Origin of the sequence: Chelativorans sp. M5D2P16 (assembly GCF_034427935.1) — a bacterium.
Lineage (GTDB): Bacteria > Pseudomonadota > Alphaproteobacteria > Rhizobiales > Rhizobiaceae > Chelativorans.
On sequence record NZ_JAXQNM010000042.1, the window covers coordinates 214,425 to 230,974 of the forward strand.

The following is a 16,550-nucleotide window of genomic DNA, read 5'->3' on the forward strand; positions in this document are numbered from 1 at the left end:
GGCACTGAGGGAAACTGCCCTGCCTCGCCGCCGCCGGCCGTTCATGCCTTGCCAATCGCCTTCGCCCTCTCCTCGTCGTACCACCAGAGCGCCTCGACCGGGAAGGCGTAATCCGGCTTCGGCTCCTTGAAGCCGAACATGTCCCAATAAGCGACGCGATGGCTGGGTGAATCCCAATTGGGAATCCAATCGAGCCGGGCGCGCAAGACCCGGTCGAGCGCCCGCATGGCAACGGTAAACGCTTCCCGGTCCCTTGCAGCACCCGTTTTCTCGACAAGCGTGTCCACCGCCGGGTCGGCCATGCCGACGAAGTTATAGGAGCCGTCGAGCGCCGCCGACCGCGAATGGAAGAACTGCATCAGGCTGTCCAAGGTGGGTGTGGCGCCGAGCGAGACGGCAACGTCCACCATGTCGAAGTCGAAGCTGACCCGGCGCAGCTGGAACTGTGCAGGGTCCACTTGGCGCATACGGGCGTCGATGCCGATGGCGCGGAGGTTCGCGATGAAGCTCGGCTCGACCCGCAGGAATGTCGGGTCGTTCACCATGTATTCGAGCGTGAAGCGCTCGCCCGCAGCGTTGTGGAGGACGCCATCACGCGCCTGCCAGCCGGCTTCCTCCATGAGCTGACGCGCCCGGCGCAGATTCGACCGATCGCGCCCCGAACCATCCGAGGTCGGCTGCATCACCGCTTCGCCGAAGGCGGTATCGGGAACCTGCCCGCGCAGCGGCTCGAGCAGCGCCAGCTCCTCCTCGGACGGAAGGCCCTCCGCCTTGTAGGGCGAGCCCTCGAAGGGGGAGTGCGAGCGCTCGTAGAGTCCGTAAAAGATGTTGCGGTTGGTCCACCCGAAGTCGAAGCACAGCGCAACCGCCTCGCGCACACGGCGGTCGCTGAAGCGTTCCCGGCGCTGGTTGAGCGCCTTGCAGTAGAAGTTGGGGCGCAACTCGTCGGGGAATTCGCGCTTGACGACGCGCCCTGCCTGAAGGGCGGGAAAGTCATAGCTGGTGGCCCAGACGCGGGAGGTGAACTCCTGGCGCCACAAGACGTCGCCTTTTTTGAAGGCTTCAAAGGCGACATTGCGGTCGCCGTAGAATTCGACGCGAATGCGGTCGAAATGGTAGAGCCCGCGCCGAACCGAAAGATCGCGCGCCCAATAGTCCTCCACACGTTCGTATTCGATGTAGCGGCCGGCCGAGAAGCGGCCGACCTTGTAGGGCCCGGAGGCGAGCAACGGCTCGAGTTTGGAGCTGTCGAAGGGTTGCCCCTCCAGCGTCGCGCGCGAAAGGATGGGAAAGCCGAGAACGCCGAGCATCGTGCGCTCGGATTGCTTGCCGGAAAAGACAAGCCGGAACTCGTGCCGATCCACCGCCTCCGCCGCGACCATCTCGGCAAGCGGCAGGGAGAGCTGCGGATGGCCCTTTTCCTTCAGGAGGCGATAACTGAAAGCGACGTCCTCGGCCGTCAGCGGCGATCCGTCATGAAAGCGCGCCTCGGGCCGCAGCCTGAAGGTGCTGGTGTTGCGGTCCTCCGAAAGCGTGACGCTTTCGGCGACGAGGCCGTACACCGCATCCGGCTCGTCCAGCGCGCTCGACATCAGCGCGTCGAAGCACATTTCCATCCGCGGCGGCGCATCGCCGGTGAGCACGAAACTGTTCAGCGTGTTGAAGGTTTGCACATTCTGGTTGTAGAGCCAGTAGCCCGGCTGGAAGACGAATGTGCCACCCTTCGGCGCCTCGGGGCTGGCATAGTCGAAATGCGTGAAGTCGGCCGGGTATTTCAGATCTCCGAAGGCCGAGAGCCCATGAAGCGACGTGCCGGTCGGCACTTCTGCAAAAGCGCGGCGGCCGAGGAGCGGCGCGGCCACAGCCGCTCCTGCCAATTTCACGAAATGCCGCCGCGAAAGGGCGGAATGGTCAAGATATCGCATGTTGAAGAGCCTTGCGGATCAGGGAACACCCCGTCGTCACTCAGTTCCGATCCCTGTATTTCTGCCTCAGCGCAGCGGCACGTTCGGGATCGGTCCACCAGGACTCGATATCGACGCCGGCGGCTTCCGGCTGCTCCTCCGGAACGCCGAACTTGTTCCAATAGGCCACCCAGAGGACCGGCCGGTGGTACTGCGGCACCATGTAGTAGCGCCACAAGAGCAGCCGGTCGAGGGCGCGGGTGGCGGCCACGAGATCTTCACGGTCTTCCGCATAGACGACCTTTTCCACGAGTGCGTCGACGACCGGATCCTGAATCCCGGCCAGATTGCGCGATCCGGGGATGTCGGCCGCCTGCGAGCCCCAGAACTCGCGCTGTTCGTTGCCCGGAGAGAGCGACTGCAGGAACGAATTCGTAATTGCCTCGAAATCGAACGAATTGACACGGTTGATGTATTGCGAGGTATCGATGATGCGCAAGGAAGCGTCGATGCCGATCCGCCGCAGGTTGGATATGTAGCCGCTCGTGATGATTTCGTCGGTTTCGGTGCGGCCAAGGAATCCGATCCGAAACTGCTCACCGGTCTCCTCGTTCACCATCCGGCCGTCGCGGATGACCCAGCCCGCTTCGCGGAACAGCGAGACGGCTTCGCGCAGGTAGCGGCGCTCATCCTCCGGATCATCGTAGACCGGCAGTTGGAACTCCTCGGTGAACACTTCCGGCGGAATCTCGTCGCGGAACTGTTCGAGAATCTCGAGCTCCCTTCCCTCCGGCAGCCCCTCGGCCGCCAGTTCGGTGCCCTCGAAATAGCTGTCGGTGCGCGTGTACTGACCATAGGAGCGGGTGCGGTTCTGCTCCTCGAAATTGTAGACAAGGGTCAGCGCCTCGCGCACCCTGGGATCCTGGAAACGGGGGAGCCGCAGATTGAAGACGAAGGCCTGCATGGCGTGGGGACCACCGTTGGGAAATTCCCGCTTGACCACGTCGCCGGCTTTGAAAGCCGGGAAATTATAGGCGGTCATCCAGCGCCGCGAGCTGTTCTCGACGCGGATGTCCTCGGCGCCGCCCTTTGTGAAAGCGAGCCAGGCGGCGTTCTCGTCGAAGACATAGGTGTAGCGGCGACGGTCGAAATTGTGGCGGCCGATGTTCACGGGCAGATCCGCCGCCCAGTAGTCCTCGACGCGCTCCCAGACGATATCCGAACCGGGATTGAAGCTGGCGATGCGGTAGGGACCGCTGCCGAGCGGTGGCTCCAGGGTCGGCTCGGTAATGTCGCGCTGGGTTCCGTCGGGGCGCGTTCCTTCCCACCAGTGCTTGGGCAGCACCGTCAGGTCGCCCATGATGTGCGGCAGCTCGCGGTTTCCGGTCTGGTCGAACTGGAACTCCACCTCGCGGTCGGAGAGCGCCACGGCCTCGGTCACGCTGGAGAAATAGCGGTTATAGAGCGGGCTGACCTCCTTCAGCACGTTGAACGACCAGACCACGTCCTCCGCCGTGATCGGCTCGCCGTCGTGCCAGCGCGCGTCAGGATCGAGCCGGTAAGTGGCCGATGAGTAGTCTTCGGGATATTTGAACGCCTCAGCGATAAGCGGATAGCTCGTGCCGGGCTCGGCGGGGGACTGCTGCATGAGCGTGTCCCAGAGAAGCCCGCCGAAATTGGTGAAACCCGCTGCCGACGTGCCGCGGACGATGAAGGGGTTGAAGCTGTCGAAGGTGCCGACCGCAACGGAATTCAGCGTCCCGCCCTTCGGCGCGTCGGAATTGACGTAGTCGAAACGCTCGAAGGTCTCCGTTTCGACATCCGGATCGATGAGGGAACTTGCCGTGCGCCATTCCTGGGCCACGGCCGGAGGGGCGACCGTGATCAACGCCATTGTCAGGCCGGCGATCAGCGCCGCCGCGTTTAGGCTATATCCGTTCATTCTCTCCCATACGGTCATTCTTTTCATTATCCTTCGCCTCTGCCTTGCCGCGAAGGTAGCTCATTACGGCTTGAAGACAAGCATACGGCCAGATCCCCGCAAATAGCAAAAAAGCCGGGCAGCCCGGCTTTTTTGTGATCCCTGCGGAGAGCGCTTCTAATTTGCGGATGACGCGGGGGACGCAGTCGTGTCAGGCGCACCACCGTCGCCTTCTTCCATTTCCTCCGGCGCCGGGGTTTCTTCCGCGGCTTTCTCTGCCGGCTCGGATGCCTCTTCGGCCGGAGCGGCTTCGCTCTCCGCGCCCTCTGCGGCAGTCTCATCCTCGCCCGAAACTTCCGGCAAGGGTGCCGGATCGCTGGACAGATTGCGCAGATAGGCGATCAGATTGGCGCGGTCTTCGACATTCTTGAGGCCGGCGTAGGACATGGCCGTACCCGGCACGAGGCCCTTCGGATCCTTCAGGAAGTGGTCGAGATGCTCGTAGTCCCAGACCACTTCGCCGCCTTGCGAAAATTCCTTTAAAGCCGCCGAATAGCTGAAGCCCTCGTGGCTGGCGATAGGCCGGTTCACCACGTTCCAGAGATTCGGGCCGACCTTGTTCGGGCCGCCCTCCTCCACCGTGTGGCATGCCTGGCAACGCTTGAAGATGCTTTCGCCGGCGGAAGGGTCGGCCTCGGCCAGCAGCGGCAGGACCGATTCTTCGACCGGCTCCTCACCGGCTCCTTCCGCATCGCTATCCTCCGGCACGGCGATGGCATAGCCAGGGGTTGCCGGCGCGGGCGAATGAAACAGCGCGTCGGACAGAATGCTGACGGAGAAAACGACGAATACAACGCCGAGAAGCGCACCAATGATCTTGTTGAGTTCGAACGAATCCATTCGCCCAGAGGCTCCCTTTTCCGGACGCCCGCGGCATGGTGGCGGCAACCTCTACCGCACGCCTGTCCCCCGCGTTCGACCGCTGCCGGTAAAATCGCGCGGAAACTATGTCTTTTGCTCCGGCGTTGCAACACATATAAGACTGGGCTGAGTGAGACCTTTTGCCACTTTTGCCGCCCTCATAGACCGCTACGCCAGTTCATGAAAAGCATTATCCTGATCCCCGCCCGCCTGGCTTCGACGCGTCTGCCCGGAAAGCCGCTAGCCGAAATCGCCGGAAAACCGATGATCGTGCAGGTGGCCGCGCGGGCCGTCGAGAGCGGGGCGGGCCGCGTCGTCGTAGCAACCGACACCCCGGACGTCGCTGCCGCCGTTCAGGCCGAGGGCATCGAGGCGGTGCTCACGCGCGACGATCACGAATCGGGCTCCGACCGGATTCACGAGGCGCTGGGCAAGGTCGATCCGGCAGGCGAGGCGGAGGTGGTGATCAATCTGCAGGGCGACCTGCCGACCATACCGGCGGAAGATATCCGTGCCGTCCTGCGACCGCTGGAAGATCCCGCGGTGGATATCGCCACGCTGGGCGTCGAAATCACCGACGAGGAGGAGAAGACCAATCCGAACGTGGTGAAGATCGTCGGCACCCCGCTGGAAACCGCGGCGGTGCGGCTGCGCGCACTCTACTTTACGCGCGCGACGGCGCCCTGGGGCGGGGGGCCCCTTTATCACCACGTCGGTATCTATGCCTATCGGCGCGCCGCGCTCGAGCGCTTCGTGGCGCTGGCGCCCTCCACCCTCGAACGGCGTGAGCGGCTGGAGCAACTGCGCGCGCTGGAAGCCGGCATGCGCATCGATGCCGAGATCGTGCGTTCGGTCCCGCTCGGCGTCGACACGCCGGCCGACCTGGAGCGCGCCAGAAAAATTCTGTCCAGCCAGGCGGGGTGAAAATGGGGCCAAAAAGAACCAACAAGATCGCCTTCCAGGGCGAACCGGGGGCAAATTCGGATACCGCGTGCAGGGACATGCTTCCCGAGATGGAGCCCCTGCCCTGCGCCACCTTCGAGGACGCCTTCAATGCGGTGGAGACCGGCAAGGCGGACCTCGCCATGATTCCGATCGAGAACACGATCGCGGGCCGGGTGGCCGACATCCATCACCTGCTGCCGCATTCGCGGCTTTATATCGTCGGCGAGTATTTTCTGCCGATCCATTTCCAGCTCATGGTCCTGCCGGGAGTGGACGCTTCGGAGATCAAGGCCGTCTACAGCCACATCCATGCACTCGGGCAGTGCCGCAAGATCATCCGCAGGCACCGCTGGAAGCCGATGGTGGCCGGCGACACGGCCGGCGCGGCGCGCATGGTGGCCGAAGAGAAGGTACGCGCCAGCGCGGCGCTGGCCCCGCGGCTTGCCGCGGAGCTCTACGGGCTGGACATCGTGGCCGAGAATGTCGAAGACGCGAACAACAACGTGACCCGGTTCGTCGTGCTGTCGAAGGAGAAGCACTGGGCGGAGCGCCGCACGCCGGAGCAGGCCATGGTCACCACTTTCATCTTTCGCGTGCGCAACGTGCCGGCCGCGCTCTACAAGGCCATGGGCGGCTTCGCCACCAACGGCGTCAATATGACCAAGCTCGAGAGCTACCAGCTCGGCGGCAAGTTCTTCTCCACGCTTTTTTATGCCGACGTCGAAGGCCACCCCGACGACCGCAACGTGGCGCTGGCGCTGGAGGAACTGCGCTTCTTCTCACGCGAGGTGCGGATTCTCGGAGTCTACGAAGCGCATCCCTTCCGCGCCATGCAGAGCGAGGACGAGGATTAAGAGTGGAAGCAGCAGGGGGCAAAGCGATGCGCGCGGCATTCCGTCCTCGTCCTTCGACAAGCTCAGGATGAGGGTCGAGGCACGCACAGCATTTTCGCGCAAGCCCCGCTTATTCCGGCCCCGCCCAGCCGGCGATCAGGTGCCGTGCGATGGCGCCTTTGGGCGGTGTGGTCAGGCCCATCTCGTGATCGCCTGCCAGCATCCGGTGAACCTCCCGGCGCGAAAACCAGCGGCAGTCCTCCAGTTCCGCCGCGTTCGGGTCGACCGTTTCCGTGACGGCCTCGGCGATGCAGCCGATCATCAGCGAATAGGGAAAGGGCCAGGGCTGGCTTGCGCGGTAGGTGACCTGGCCGATCCGGACGCCCGACTCCTCGAAGGTCTCTCGCCGCACCGCCGCCTCGATGGTTTCGCCGGGCTCGATGAAGCCGGCGAGGCAGGAATACATGCCCGGTGCAAAGTGCGGGCTTCGCCCGAGAAGACAATGGTCGCCGCGCACCGCCAGCATGATGGCGACGGGATCGGTTCGCGGGAAATGCTCGCGATCGCATTCCGCGCAGTAGCGCCGGTAGCCGCCCGCGCGCATCACCGTTTCGCTGCCGCAGCGGCCGCAGAAGCGGTGGTTGTTGTGCCAGGACAGGAGGGCCGCACCCTGCGCCAGCGCGCCGAGATCCTCCGGAGCGAGAAGGCCCTGAATATAAATGGAGCGGAAATCGACGGCCTTGAGAGTTTCCGGCAGCGCCTCGGGCGCACGGTCGTAAGGCAAGGCAAGGATCGGCCCTTCGACCGATTGGCCGAGAAGTACCGCCTCGGTGAAACGCGCTTCGAGGTCTTCGGCCTCTTGGCGCGAAAAATACGACGCGAATCGCTCCTCGCCCGCTTTGAGGCACAGCCTGTTCTCCCGCACGAGCAAGAGCCGCGCATGCGGGCTCTTCAGTGCGGTCTCGGCCGCATCGTCGGGGCGCCTTTCCGATTGGGGATCGATGAGATTGCGGGTGAAGGCGATCGGCTCGCCTTCGTTTGCGGCTTGTCCGTGGGTGATGGAGTCCATCCAGTCCTCGTTTGCTGCGGCCTGCCTCACAAGCGCCTGCGTATCTTCTCGGCGAAGCGGCGCAACTCCTCCGGGCGGTACGGCTCGCGCACCCCATGTCCCCAGATGGGACCGGGCCAGCCAGGATCGCCCTCGTTGCGGGCGATCACGTGCACATGGAGCTGGCGCACGACGTTTCCGAGGGCCGCGCAATTGATCTTCGTGCAGCCGGTCATTTCCTTCAGCGCCTTGGAGACCAGGTTTGTTTCGAAGCTCAGCATCGCCTGGTCAAGGGGGGTCAGGTCGTGCAGTTCCTCGATCTCCGGACGCTGCGGGATGAGCAGCAGCCACGGCCAGCGCCGATCATCGCGCAGGCGCAACTCGCAAAGGCCCAGCCACGCGACCGGAATGCTTTCGGTCTCCAGGCGCGGGTCGAGCTCGAATCCTCCCTTGCCGCCGGGCAGCATGGCGTCTTTCCTCATATTTGCGGAAAGCTAGATTGTGGGCGGAGCTGCTGCAAGCGTTTCCTTCAAGGAAACCCCACTTGCATTTGGGCATGCGATTGACGATATGGGGGACGGGAGGTTGGTGGTGGACGCGCCACTCGCCAACTGGGTCAGGTCCGGAAGGAAGCAGCCCTAACGAGCCAGGCACGGGTCATCGTGCCAGCCTCCCACCTTTTTCCCCGCTGCACCATTGACGCGGCGCCGCCTCGAAGAGGAAACTCGGCGTACTGGCGGCGGATATTTCTCCGCAACGCCGACCAAGGGAGCGCGACGACCAGATGAACGACGCCGGGCAGATGCAACAGGCCAAGGCCGGCGCCTACCGGGTTCTGGCGCGCAAGTACCGCCCGCGCGACTTTACCGCCCTCATCGGCCAGGAGCCGATGGTGCGCACGCTGACCAACGCCTTTTCATCGGGGCGCATCGCCCAAGCCTGGATGCTGACCGGCGTGCGTGGCGTCGGCAAGACCACGACGGCACGGATTCTGGCGCGCGCGCTGAACTACGAGACCGATACCGTCGACCAGCCCACCATCGAGCTCGGCACCCCGGGCGAACATTGCGAAGCGATCATGGAAGGGCGCCATGTCGACGTGGTCGAGATGGACGCCGCATCCCATACGGGCATCGACGATATCCGCGACATCATCGAGCAGGTGCGCTATGCGCCGGTCTCGGCCCGCTACAAGGTCTACATCATCGACGAGGTTCACATGCTGTCGAACCAGGCCTTCAACGGCCTGCTGAAGACGCTCGAGGAGCCGCCCCCGCATGTGAAGTTCATCTTCGCCACCACCGAGATCCGCAAGGTGCCCATCACGGTGCTGTCGCGCTGTCAGCGTTTCGACCTGCGCCGGGTGGACGCCGGCGTGCTGACAGAGCATCTGCGGGCTATCGCCGACAAGGAAAGTGTCGGCGTCGAAGACGAGGCGCTCGCCATGATCGCGCGGGCGGCGGAAGGCTCGGTGCGCGATTCGCTTTCTATTCTCGACCAGGCGATCGCCCACTCGTCGGGCAATGTGACGGCCGCGACCGTTCGCGACATGCTGGGCCTTGCCGACCGGGCACGCGTGATCGACCTTTTCGAGCACCTGATGAAGGGCGATGTCGCCGCCACGCTCGCCGAATTCCGCGCCCAGTACGATACGGGTGCGGATCCGGCCACGGTGCTGACGGATCTCGCCGAGTTCAATCATCTGGTCACAAGGCTGCGCTTCGTACCCGATGCGGCGAACGACGCCTCCCTTTCGGAAGCCGAGCGCACGCGAGGGCTTGAATTCTCCAAGGCGCTTTCGGTGCGCGTGCTTTCGCGTGCCTGGCAGATGCTGCTCAAGGGCATCCAGGAGGTGCAATCGTCTGCAAGACCGGTTGCCGCGGGCGAGATGGTGCTGATCCGCATGGCGCATGCGGCCAATCTGCCGACACCGGACGAAGCGCTGAAGGCGCTCGAGAATATGCCCGCCGGGACGGCGGGCGGGGCCTCCGCCAACGGGCCGGGCGCTGCGCCCTCCGGCAATGACGGGGCGCGGGCGGTCGCCTCGGCGCAGATGCCGGCAAGCGGCGGCGGCGGGCAGACCATGCGCCTCGTGCAGCCGACCCCCGGCGAGCACGAAGCGGCGATGCCGCAGGCTGCGCCCGAGGCAGAAGCGGCGGTGGACGCCGTCCCCCTCGCCTCGCTGGCCGATATCGCGCAGCTTGCCGAAAAACACCGCGACATGGCCTTCAAGGTGCAGTTCAAGCGTTGCGTCCGTCTGGTGCGTATCGAGCCTGGGCGGCTGACGGTGAACCTGACCGAGGATGCGCCGAAGACGCTTCTGAACGACGTGACCAACCGGCTGCAGAAGTGGACCGGCCGGCGCTGGATGGTCTCCCTCTCGCGCGAAGGCGGCGGCAAGACGCTGGCGGAGGAAGAAAGCGGCCGCCGCGAGATGGCGCTAGCCGACGCGCGCGCCGACCCGGCCGTGGCGGCCATTCTCGAGAAATTCCCTGGTGCGCGCATTCTCGACGTGCGCATCCCGGACGCGGTGGAAGAGGTGCCCGGCGCCGACGCGCTGCCCGAGCCCGACGCGGATGACGACGACGACATTTGAGCTTGATTGGAGACGACAATGCGTGACCTGATGGGCATGTTGGGCAAGGCCAAGGAGATGCAGGAAAAATTCCAGGCCGTGCAGGAAGAAATCGCCGCGTTGGAGATCGACGGCCAGGCCGGCGGCGGTGCCGTGAAGGTGACGCTGTCGGGCAGGTTCGAGATGAAGAAGCTCGACATCGACCCGTCTCTCTTCAAGGAGGACGATGTCGAGATCCTGGAAGACCTGATCCTGGCCGCCCACAACGACGCCAAGGCGAAGCTCGAGGCGGCGATGCAGCAGAAGACGCAGGAAATGACGGCCGGCCTGCCCATCCCGCCGGGGATGAAATTGCCGTTCTGAATGCTACGGAAGCTTCGGTTCCATCTCGACAGCCGGCAGGAGAACGCCGGGTATGAACTCGACTTCCACCAAGCCGACGCGTCAAAAACCGGCCGATGCGTAGAATCTTTCCGCCTGCAGGGTGGCCCGGCTTTCCATGAGGCGTGCGCCCGCCGCGACGGCCTCGGTAAGGCAACGCTCGAGTATCAGCCGCGCGATGCCTTTGCGGAGGTGCTTCGGGTGGGTCGCGAAATGGCGGATATGCGCCACATGCTTCTCGACTTCGCCGGTACCGGGCTTTTCGAATGCCCATCCGCCGCAGCCGGCCAGCTCACCGTTCGCTTCGGCGACGAAATAGGTACCACTTGAAAGCAGCTTCGAGTTTGCGCGAGATATAGTGGGTAGAGCACGTGCCAGCTTTCCGGGGTCGTAGGATCCGTCGGCAAGCGTTGCATAGGAAGCCGCGATGAGGCCTGACAACATCTCGAAATCGTCAGGCGTGGCGACACGAATCGCAATTTCAGGCATAGCGGAGATACTCTGATCGGCTGTGCCTGCTCATATTAACACGCGTGGCGCAGCCGCCATCCAATTCGTACGTTTCCGGTAAATCCTGCCATGTCCAAGCACACTGCCGGCCCCGAAATCGAACGCCTGATACAGCTTCTCGCCAAGGTGCCGGGGCTGGGGCCGCGCTCGGCCCGGCGCGCCGCACTTCACCTGATCAAGAAGAAGGAACAGCTCTTCGCTCCGCTCTCGGCTGCGATGGACGAGGCGCTGGAGAAGGTGCGGGTGTGCTCGGTGTGCGGCAATGTGGATACCGCCGATCCCTGCACCGTGTGCACGGATCCGCGCCGCGATTCGGCGACGCTGATCGTGGTGGAGGATGTCGCGGATCTCTGGGCACTGGAGCGGGCGGCGGCCATGAACGTGCGCTATCACGTTCTCGGTGGCACGCTTTCGCCGCTCGACGGCATCGGACCCGACGACATCAACATCGCCGGGCTGGTCACCCGGGTGGCCGAAGGGGGGGTTTCGGAGATCATCCTGGCGGTGAACGCGACGGTCGAGGGCCAGACGACGGCGCATTATATAACCGACCAGCTGGCGGGGTTGGACGTGAAGGTGACGCGGCTTGCGCACGGCGTTCCCGTGGGCGGCGAGTTGGATTATCTCGACGAGGGCACGCTTGCCGCGGCTCTGAAGTCACGGACGGCGTTTTGAGGGGAGTTTGGAAATTGATACGGCTTGCCTTCGCGGTGCCCTGCGTACTGCTCCTTCTCCTCCCCTTCCCGGCCACCGCGCAGAATGTGAACGACCTCTTCGCGCAATGGCTTCGATCCGACCTCTGGCCTGCCGCGCGTTCGCGCGGCATCTCGGCAGAAACCTTCAACGCCGCGTTCGATGGCGTATCCCCCAACCTGAAACTGCCTGACCTGGTGATGCCCGGCGAAAGCGCGCCGAGAGCGACGCGGCAGCATCAGGCCGAGTTCCGCGCGCCGGCCGCCTATTTCGACCACATCGGCGGCGTCGTCTCCGGCGGCAGAAGGCTGGCAAAAGAGCATTCCGGGACGCTCTCGGCGATCGAGAAGCGCTACGGCGTGCCGCGCGGCATCGTGGTGGCGGTCTGGGGGCGCGAGTCGGGCTTCGGCAATGCGGACATCCCGCACGACGCCTTTGCGGTCTTGGGCACGAAGGCCTTCCTCGCCACGCGCAAGGAAATGTTCCGCGAGGAGGTCCTGGCGGCGCTCGAAATGGTGGAGAAGCGGGGCGTGGCGCCGCGCATGATGCGCTCTTCCTGGGCAGGCGCTCTGGGCCAGCCGCAGTTCCTGCCTTCCTCCTATCTGAAATATGCCGTCGATTTCGACGGCGACGGGCGCGCCGACATCTGGAACTCGGTGCCCGACACGCTGGCCTCGATCGCCAATTACCTGGCTATCCATGGATGGCAACAAGGGCGCGACTGGGGCTTCGAGGTGATGGTGCCTCAGAATGTTTCCTGCGCGCTGGAAGGCCCCGATCGCGGGCGGCGTATCGCCGATTGGGCCGCGCTGGGTGTGACCCGCGTGGGCGGCAAGGCGTTTCCCGACCACGAACTGCGCGGCGAAGGCTATCTGATGATGCCGGCCGGGCGGCGCGGGCCGGCCTTTATCGTCACGCCGAATTTCTACCGGCTGAAGGACTATAACGAGAGCGATCTCTACGCGCTCTTCGTCGGCCATGCCGGCGACCGGATCATGTACGGGGACATCCGGTTCGCGGCCGGCTGGCAGCCGATCGACGGCGTCAGCCGCGCCCAGATCGCCGCAATGCAACGCGCGCTCGAGCGGCAGGGGCACGACGTCGGCGGCGCCGACGGGCTCGCCGGCTTCAAGACGCGCCGCTCCATCGGCGCCTGGCAGGAGAAGAACGGCCGGCCGGCCACCTGCTTTCCGGACGGGGATTTGGCACGCCAGTTGAGGTAAGCCGCCCGCCGGAAGAAGAGGAACGGAACGCTGGGCGGCGAATTTGGAGAGGGTATGCAACGCTGAGAGGAGGGTTTCGTGAACATCATCAAACCGTTGGGGGCCATGGCTTTCGCCGTGGCTTTCCTGTCGAGCTGCACCGTGGCCGTCGAGGAGGAGCGACCGCGCCCGCCGCGCCCCGACCGGCCGCAGTTCTGTACGCAGCAATACGAGCCCGTCTGCGCGGCGCGCGGCGACCGCCGCCGCACCTTCGGCAATGCCTGCATGGCGCAAGCCGAGGGTTTCCGGCCGGTTCATCCCGGGGAATGCCGCCAGAGCAGCCCCGATAGGCCACCGAATGGCGGGCGTCCGCCGCAGGCATGCACGCGCGAATATGCGCCCGTCTGCGCGCGGCGCGACGGCCGCAGCCGCACCTTCGGCAATGCGTGCACAGCGCGGGCTGCGGGTTTCCGACCGGTCCACCCCGGCGAGTGCCGCCAGAGCAGCCCCGGCCGGCCGCCGGATGGCGGGCGTCCGCCGCAGGCGTGCACGCGCGAATATGCGCCCGTCTGTGCGCGCCGCGGCGATCGTGTGCGCACTTTCGGAAACGCCTGCGAGGCGCGGGCCGCCGAGTATCGCCTCATCCGGCCCGGCGAATGCTGACGTGAATGGCCGCGGTGGACGTTCCGCCGCGGCTTTCTCTTCAGATGCGGATGATTAGCCGGCGAGGCGGGCGAGCGCCCATTGCATCAGTGGCGACTCGCCGTAGGCGAGAAGCCCGCCGAGGCCGAGGGCGACACCGTAGGGAATGCCGGCTTTTTCGTCGGCAAAATGCCGCAACAAGGTATTGTTGCCGGCCAGCATGGCAAGTGGGGACTTGCGGAACATCAACAGCGCCAGGGTGAGCGCCCCGCCGGCAAGCGCGGATGTCACCAGATAATCGGCGAGACCGATGCCGAAGCCGAACCACACCGCCGTCGCCGCCATCAGCTTGGCGTCGCCCCCGCCCATGCCGCCGATGGCGAAGAGCGTGAACGTGACCGTGAGCACCGCCATGCCCGCGGCAAGATGCATGCCGACCGCCAGCCAAGGCATACCGGTAAGCGGCGCGAGCACGACAAAGGCCGCCACGAGGATGAGGGATATGCGGTTGGCGATGGTCATCGACACCATGTCGGAGACCGCCGCAAAGGCCATGCAGAAGGGGAAGATGACGAATACTGACGCTTCGAGCATAACTACTTACGCGACCTTCCAGGTTCCGAACAGTTGTCAAACAACACTCAAACCGAGAAGGGTCGTTCGCAGAACGCAAACGACCCCTTTCGCGGCGCAAACCGCAGGAATTAATCTGCAGGCGCTGTTTTCTCCGTGTGGGCCTTGAGATTGTCCCCAAGTTCTTGGAACGAATCCTCGATACCCTGACCCAACAGGCCAGCGCCGGCGATAACGGCGACAGCGATCAGCGCGGCAAGCAGGCCGTATTCGATGGCGGTGGCGCCGGACTCGTCGTTCTTGAAGCGAGCGATAAGCTTGGACATTGGAGAACTCCTTCAGCTCCGATTGACAGCACTTCCGCCGGATTTCTTAAGCCCCCCGGTCGGAATGGCGGGAGGATGTGCTGCGAGCTCTTTCAATGCGCTTAAGAAACAGGATTACCGAAATCTTTCGCAGCTACTCCATAAGTCCTGGTAAATGGCAGTATAATATAAGTTAAATTTTTAAATATTCTTCCGAAAGTCGCGTTACCTGCCCAAGCAGGCGGATGCCCCTCGGTTTAACGCTCGATTCACCATTCGCGCGCACCATGCAGGCGAATAAATGGGGCCTGGATCAATGGCGGGCATGTACTTCTCGCGTTATACGAAAGCGATTGCGGCGGGGCTTGCGGCCCTGGTGCTTCTTCCGCTTGCCGCGCAGGCCGAAGACGGCATCCATGTGGTGATGAACCAGGCGCGGATCATCAAGCTCGCACGGCCGGCCGACACCGTGGTGATCGGCAATGCGGACATTGCCGACGCGGCGGTGCAGGACTCTTCCACCATCGTCCTGACCGGCAAGGGCTTCGGCGTGACGAACCTCGTCGTTTTCGATGCCGCGGGCCAGCCGGTGGTCGACGAGCAGATCGTGGTCTCGCGGCAGTCGGTGAATTCCGTGCGTGTCTACCGCCGGTCCGACGTGCAGACATTGTCGTGCACCCCGTATTGCGAAGGCGCCTACAAGTCCGAAGCGGAGCTGATCTCCGAGCGTGAGATGGGGCGCTAGCGCGGAAAGGTTTCCGGCCGGTGACCGCAAAACCGGCAATTTGAACGACCGCGCAAACAGGAAGGCAACCGACATCAGCTATGGTGCCCGCCGTCGCCGTCAGGCATCGGGGTGGGCATGAGGAATCCGAAAGAGAAGAAACCGACCAATCGGCTGACGCCGGGAGGTCTCCTACGCCGCTTCTGCCGCGAGCGGAAAGGCGCGGTCGCCATCGAGTTCGTCATCCTGGCGCCCGTGTTCTTCCTCGTCGTGTTCGCGCTTCTGGAGAGCTGCATCGCCTTCGCCGCCCAGCAGCTGATGACCAATGCGACGGACGATATCGCCCGCCAGTTCCGCACCGGCCAGCTCAAGGCGGACGACATGAACGAGGAGAAGCTGCACGATCTGATCTGCGTGCGCATGACCGTTCTGTTCCCCAGCGACTGCCCCGCGCTCAGCGTGGATCTGCGCCAGTTCGACACCTTCCGCGATGCGGCGAACGCGCTTCGCAGTGAGATTGTCCCCTCCTCTCCGGAGGTCGATCCGGGCGACGCGCTGTCGAAGAACGTGCTGCGGGTCTCCTACGGGTGGCCGATTCTCATGTCGTTCCTGCACGACGTGCTCTCGGGCAAGCGTGACGGCAAGAAGCTGCTCTTCGCCACCACAACCTGGCAGAACGAGCCCTTCAACTAGAAGCAGGGAGGCGACGACGATGACCGGCATCAAGAACAATCGCCTCTTTTCGCTCCTGCGGCGCTTTCGCTCCGAGACGCGGGGCATCGCGGCGATCGAATTCGCCATCGCCGTCCCCGTTCTCCTCGGTATCTATATATTGGCGCTGGAGTTCGCCGAGGCGATCGAAGTGAACAAGAAGCTCGGCCGCGTGGCGATCCAGGTGGGCGACCTCGTGGCCCAGCAGCCGAAAGTCACGCCCGGCGAGTTGGACGCCATCATGAGCATCAGCGGCGCCACGCTCGAGCCCTACCGGCGCAGCGCGCCGACCATCACGGTGACCGCCATCGAGGTGACGAACGACAGCACGCCCAAGGCCGTGGTCCTTTGGTCGCGCCGCTATACCGATGGTGTCGCCGAGCGTGCGGAAAAGCCGGGCGCCATTACCGAGATCCCGCAAGCCCTGAAGACGCCCGGCACCTTTCTCGTCCGTTCCGAAGCCAGCCTCGGCTATCAGCCGATCATCGCCTGGTCGCCCGCGGCCAAGCAGGGACTTCATCTGGCCGCCCTCGACGAACTCGACATGTTGGGCGAGCGGTATTACCAGCAGCCGCGCGTCAGCTCGATCATTCCCTGCGGCGACTGCTGAGACGCTCATGCCCGGCAGGCGGCCGCCGGCGGCCTGCACGCGCGTGATACAA

The 16,550-nt window shown here is 64.4% G+C and carries 18 protein-coding genes and 1 other RNA gene; 11 read left to right on the forward strand and 8 right to left on the reverse strand.

Annotated features, from left to right (window positions below):
- Positions 1-41 precede the first annotated feature (41 nt).
- The 3 genes from SIN08_RS23225 to SIN08_RS23235 form a co-directional block, all read right to left on the reverse strand.
- Entirely contained in the window at positions 42-1,925 is a 1,884-nt protein-coding gene (locus SIN08_RS23225) for an extracellular solute-binding protein (protein ID WP_322453996.1), read from the reverse strand.
- A 40-nt stretch (positions 1,926-1,965) separates the two neighbouring features.
- Positions 1,966-3,846, reverse strand: coding sequence for an extracellular solute-binding protein (locus tag SIN08_RS23230; protein WP_416208122.1), 1,881 nt, complete (start codon positions 3,844-3,846; stop codon positions 1,966-1,968).
- Positions 3,847-4,002: 156 nt separating this feature from the next.
- Positions 4,003-4,725 (reverse strand): cytochrome c family protein, encoded by a 723-nt coding sequence (locus tag SIN08_RS23235; RefSeq protein ID WP_322453997.1) that lies wholly within the window; start codon positions 4,723-4,725, stop codon positions 4,003-4,005.
- 201 nt (positions 4,726-4,926) lie between these two features.
- Between SIN08_RS23235 and SIN08_RS23240 the strand changes: the two genes are divergently transcribed.
- Positions 4,927-5,670: a 3-deoxy-manno-octulosonate cytidylyltransferase gene (locus SIN08_RS23240; RefSeq protein ID WP_322453998.1), complete on the forward strand. Its 744-nt coding sequence runs from the start codon at positions 4,927-4,929 to the stop codon at positions 5,668-5,670.
- Between the two features lie 2 nt (positions 5,671-5,672).
- Complete coding sequence (locus tag SIN08_RS23245) at positions 5,673-6,545, forward strand: prephenate dehydratase (RefSeq protein WP_322453999.1); 873 nt, start codon at positions 5,673-5,675, stop codon at positions 6,543-6,545.
- Positions 6,546-6,654: 109 nt separating this feature from the next.
- Here SIN08_RS23245 and nudC read toward each other — a convergent pair whose 3' ends face one another.
- Positions 6,655-7,593, reverse strand: coding sequence for an NAD(+) diphosphatase (nudC, locus tag SIN08_RS23250; protein ID WP_322454000.1), 939 nt, complete (start codon positions 7,591-7,593; stop codon positions 6,655-6,657).
- Between the two features lie 26 nt (positions 7,594-7,619).
- Positions 7,620-8,039: an HIT family protein gene (locus SIN08_RS23255; protein ID WP_322454001.1), complete on the reverse strand. Its 420-nt coding sequence runs from the start codon at positions 8,037-8,039 to the stop codon at positions 7,620-7,622.
- Positions 8,040-8,152: 113 nt separating this feature from the next.
- Between SIN08_RS23255 and ffs the strand changes: the two genes are divergently transcribed.
- The 3 genes from ffs to SIN08_RS23270 all read left to right on the forward strand — a co-directional run bounded on the left by ffs (position 8,153) and on the right by SIN08_RS23270 (position 10,510).
- An RNA gene (ffs, locus tag SIN08_RS23260) (signal recognition particle sRNA small type) lies at positions 8,153-8,249 on the forward strand.
- A 107-nt stretch (positions 8,250-8,356) separates the two neighbouring features.
- A complete protein-coding gene (locus SIN08_RS23265; RefSeq protein ID WP_322454002.1) occupies positions 8,357-10,168 on the forward strand; it encodes a DNA polymerase III subunit gamma/tau in 1,812 nt (603 codons plus the stop codon).
- 18 nt (positions 10,169-10,186) lie between these two features.
- A complete protein-coding gene (locus SIN08_RS23270; RefSeq protein ID WP_322454003.1) occupies positions 10,187-10,510 on the forward strand; it encodes a YbaB/EbfC family nucleoid-associated protein in 324 nt (107 codons plus the stop codon).
- An 81-nt stretch (positions 10,511-10,591) separates the two neighbouring features.
- Here SIN08_RS23270 and SIN08_RS23275 read toward each other — a convergent pair whose 3' ends face one another.
- Positions 10,592-11,017 carry a GNAT family N-acetyltransferase gene (locus tag SIN08_RS23275; protein WP_322454004.1) on the reverse strand — a complete coding sequence of 142 codons (426 nt, stop codon included), beginning with the start codon at positions 11,015-11,017 and terminating at the stop codon, positions 10,592-10,594.
- A gap of 90 nt (positions 11,018-11,107) precedes the next feature.
- Here SIN08_RS23275 and recR point away from each other — a divergent pair, with 90 nt between their 5' ends.
- The 3 genes from recR (at position 11,108) to SIN08_RS23290 (ending at position 13,596) form a co-directional block, all read left to right on the forward strand.
- Positions 11,108-11,713 carry a recombination mediator RecR gene (gene recR / locus SIN08_RS23280; RefSeq protein ID WP_322454005.1) on the forward strand — a complete coding sequence of 202 codons (606 nt, stop codon included), beginning with the start codon at positions 11,108-11,110 and terminating at the stop codon, positions 11,711-11,713.
- A 14-nt stretch (positions 11,714-11,727) separates the two neighbouring features.
- On the forward strand, positions 11,728-12,954 hold the full coding sequence (locus tag SIN08_RS23285; protein WP_416208123.1) for a lytic murein transglycosylase: 1,227 nt from the start codon (positions 11,728-11,730) through the stop codon (positions 12,952-12,954).
- A 78-nt stretch (positions 12,955-13,032) separates the two neighbouring features.
- Positions 13,033-13,596 carry a Kazal-type serine protease inhibitor domain-containing protein gene (locus SIN08_RS23290; protein ID WP_416208124.1) on the forward strand — a complete coding sequence of 188 codons (564 nt, stop codon included), beginning with the start codon at positions 13,033-13,035 and terminating at the stop codon, positions 13,594-13,596.
- 54 nt (positions 13,597-13,650) lie between these two features.
- On the opposite strand, the gene SIN08_RS23295 is transcribed toward SIN08_RS23290, so the two are convergent.
- Both SIN08_RS23295 and SIN08_RS23300 read right to left on the reverse strand, forming a co-directional pair.
- On the reverse strand, positions 13,651-14,169 hold the full coding sequence (locus SIN08_RS23295; RefSeq protein WP_322454006.1) for a prepilin peptidase: 519 nt from the start codon (positions 14,167-14,169) through the stop codon (positions 13,651-13,653).
- Positions 14,170-14,279: 110 nt separating this feature from the next.
- Positions 14,280-14,474 carry a Flp family type IVb pilin gene (locus tag SIN08_RS23300; RefSeq protein WP_322454007.1) on the reverse strand — a complete coding sequence of 65 codons (195 nt, stop codon included), beginning with the start codon at positions 14,472-14,474 and terminating at the stop codon, positions 14,280-14,282.
- Between the two features lie 280 nt (positions 14,475-14,754).
- On the opposite strand from SIN08_RS23300, the gene SIN08_RS23305 reads away from it, so the two are divergent.
- The 3 genes from SIN08_RS23305 to SIN08_RS23315 all read left to right on the forward strand — a co-directional run bounded on the left by SIN08_RS23305 (position 14,755) and on the right by SIN08_RS23315 (position 16,498).
- A complete protein-coding gene (locus SIN08_RS23305; protein WP_416208125.1) occupies positions 14,755-15,198 on the forward strand; it encodes a pilus assembly protein N-terminal domain-containing protein in 444 nt (147 codons plus the stop codon).
- 117 nt (positions 15,199-15,315) lie between these two features.
- Positions 15,316-15,870: a TadE/TadG family type IV pilus assembly protein gene (locus SIN08_RS23310; protein WP_322454008.1), complete on the forward strand. Its 555-nt coding sequence runs from the start codon at positions 15,316-15,318 to the stop codon at positions 15,868-15,870.
- Between the two features lie 19 nt (positions 15,871-15,889).
- Entirely contained in the window at positions 15,890-16,498 is a 609-nt protein-coding gene (locus SIN08_RS23315; RefSeq protein ID WP_322454009.1) for a TadE/TadG family type IV pilus assembly protein, read from the forward strand.
- Positions 16,499-16,550 lie beyond the last annotated feature (52 nt).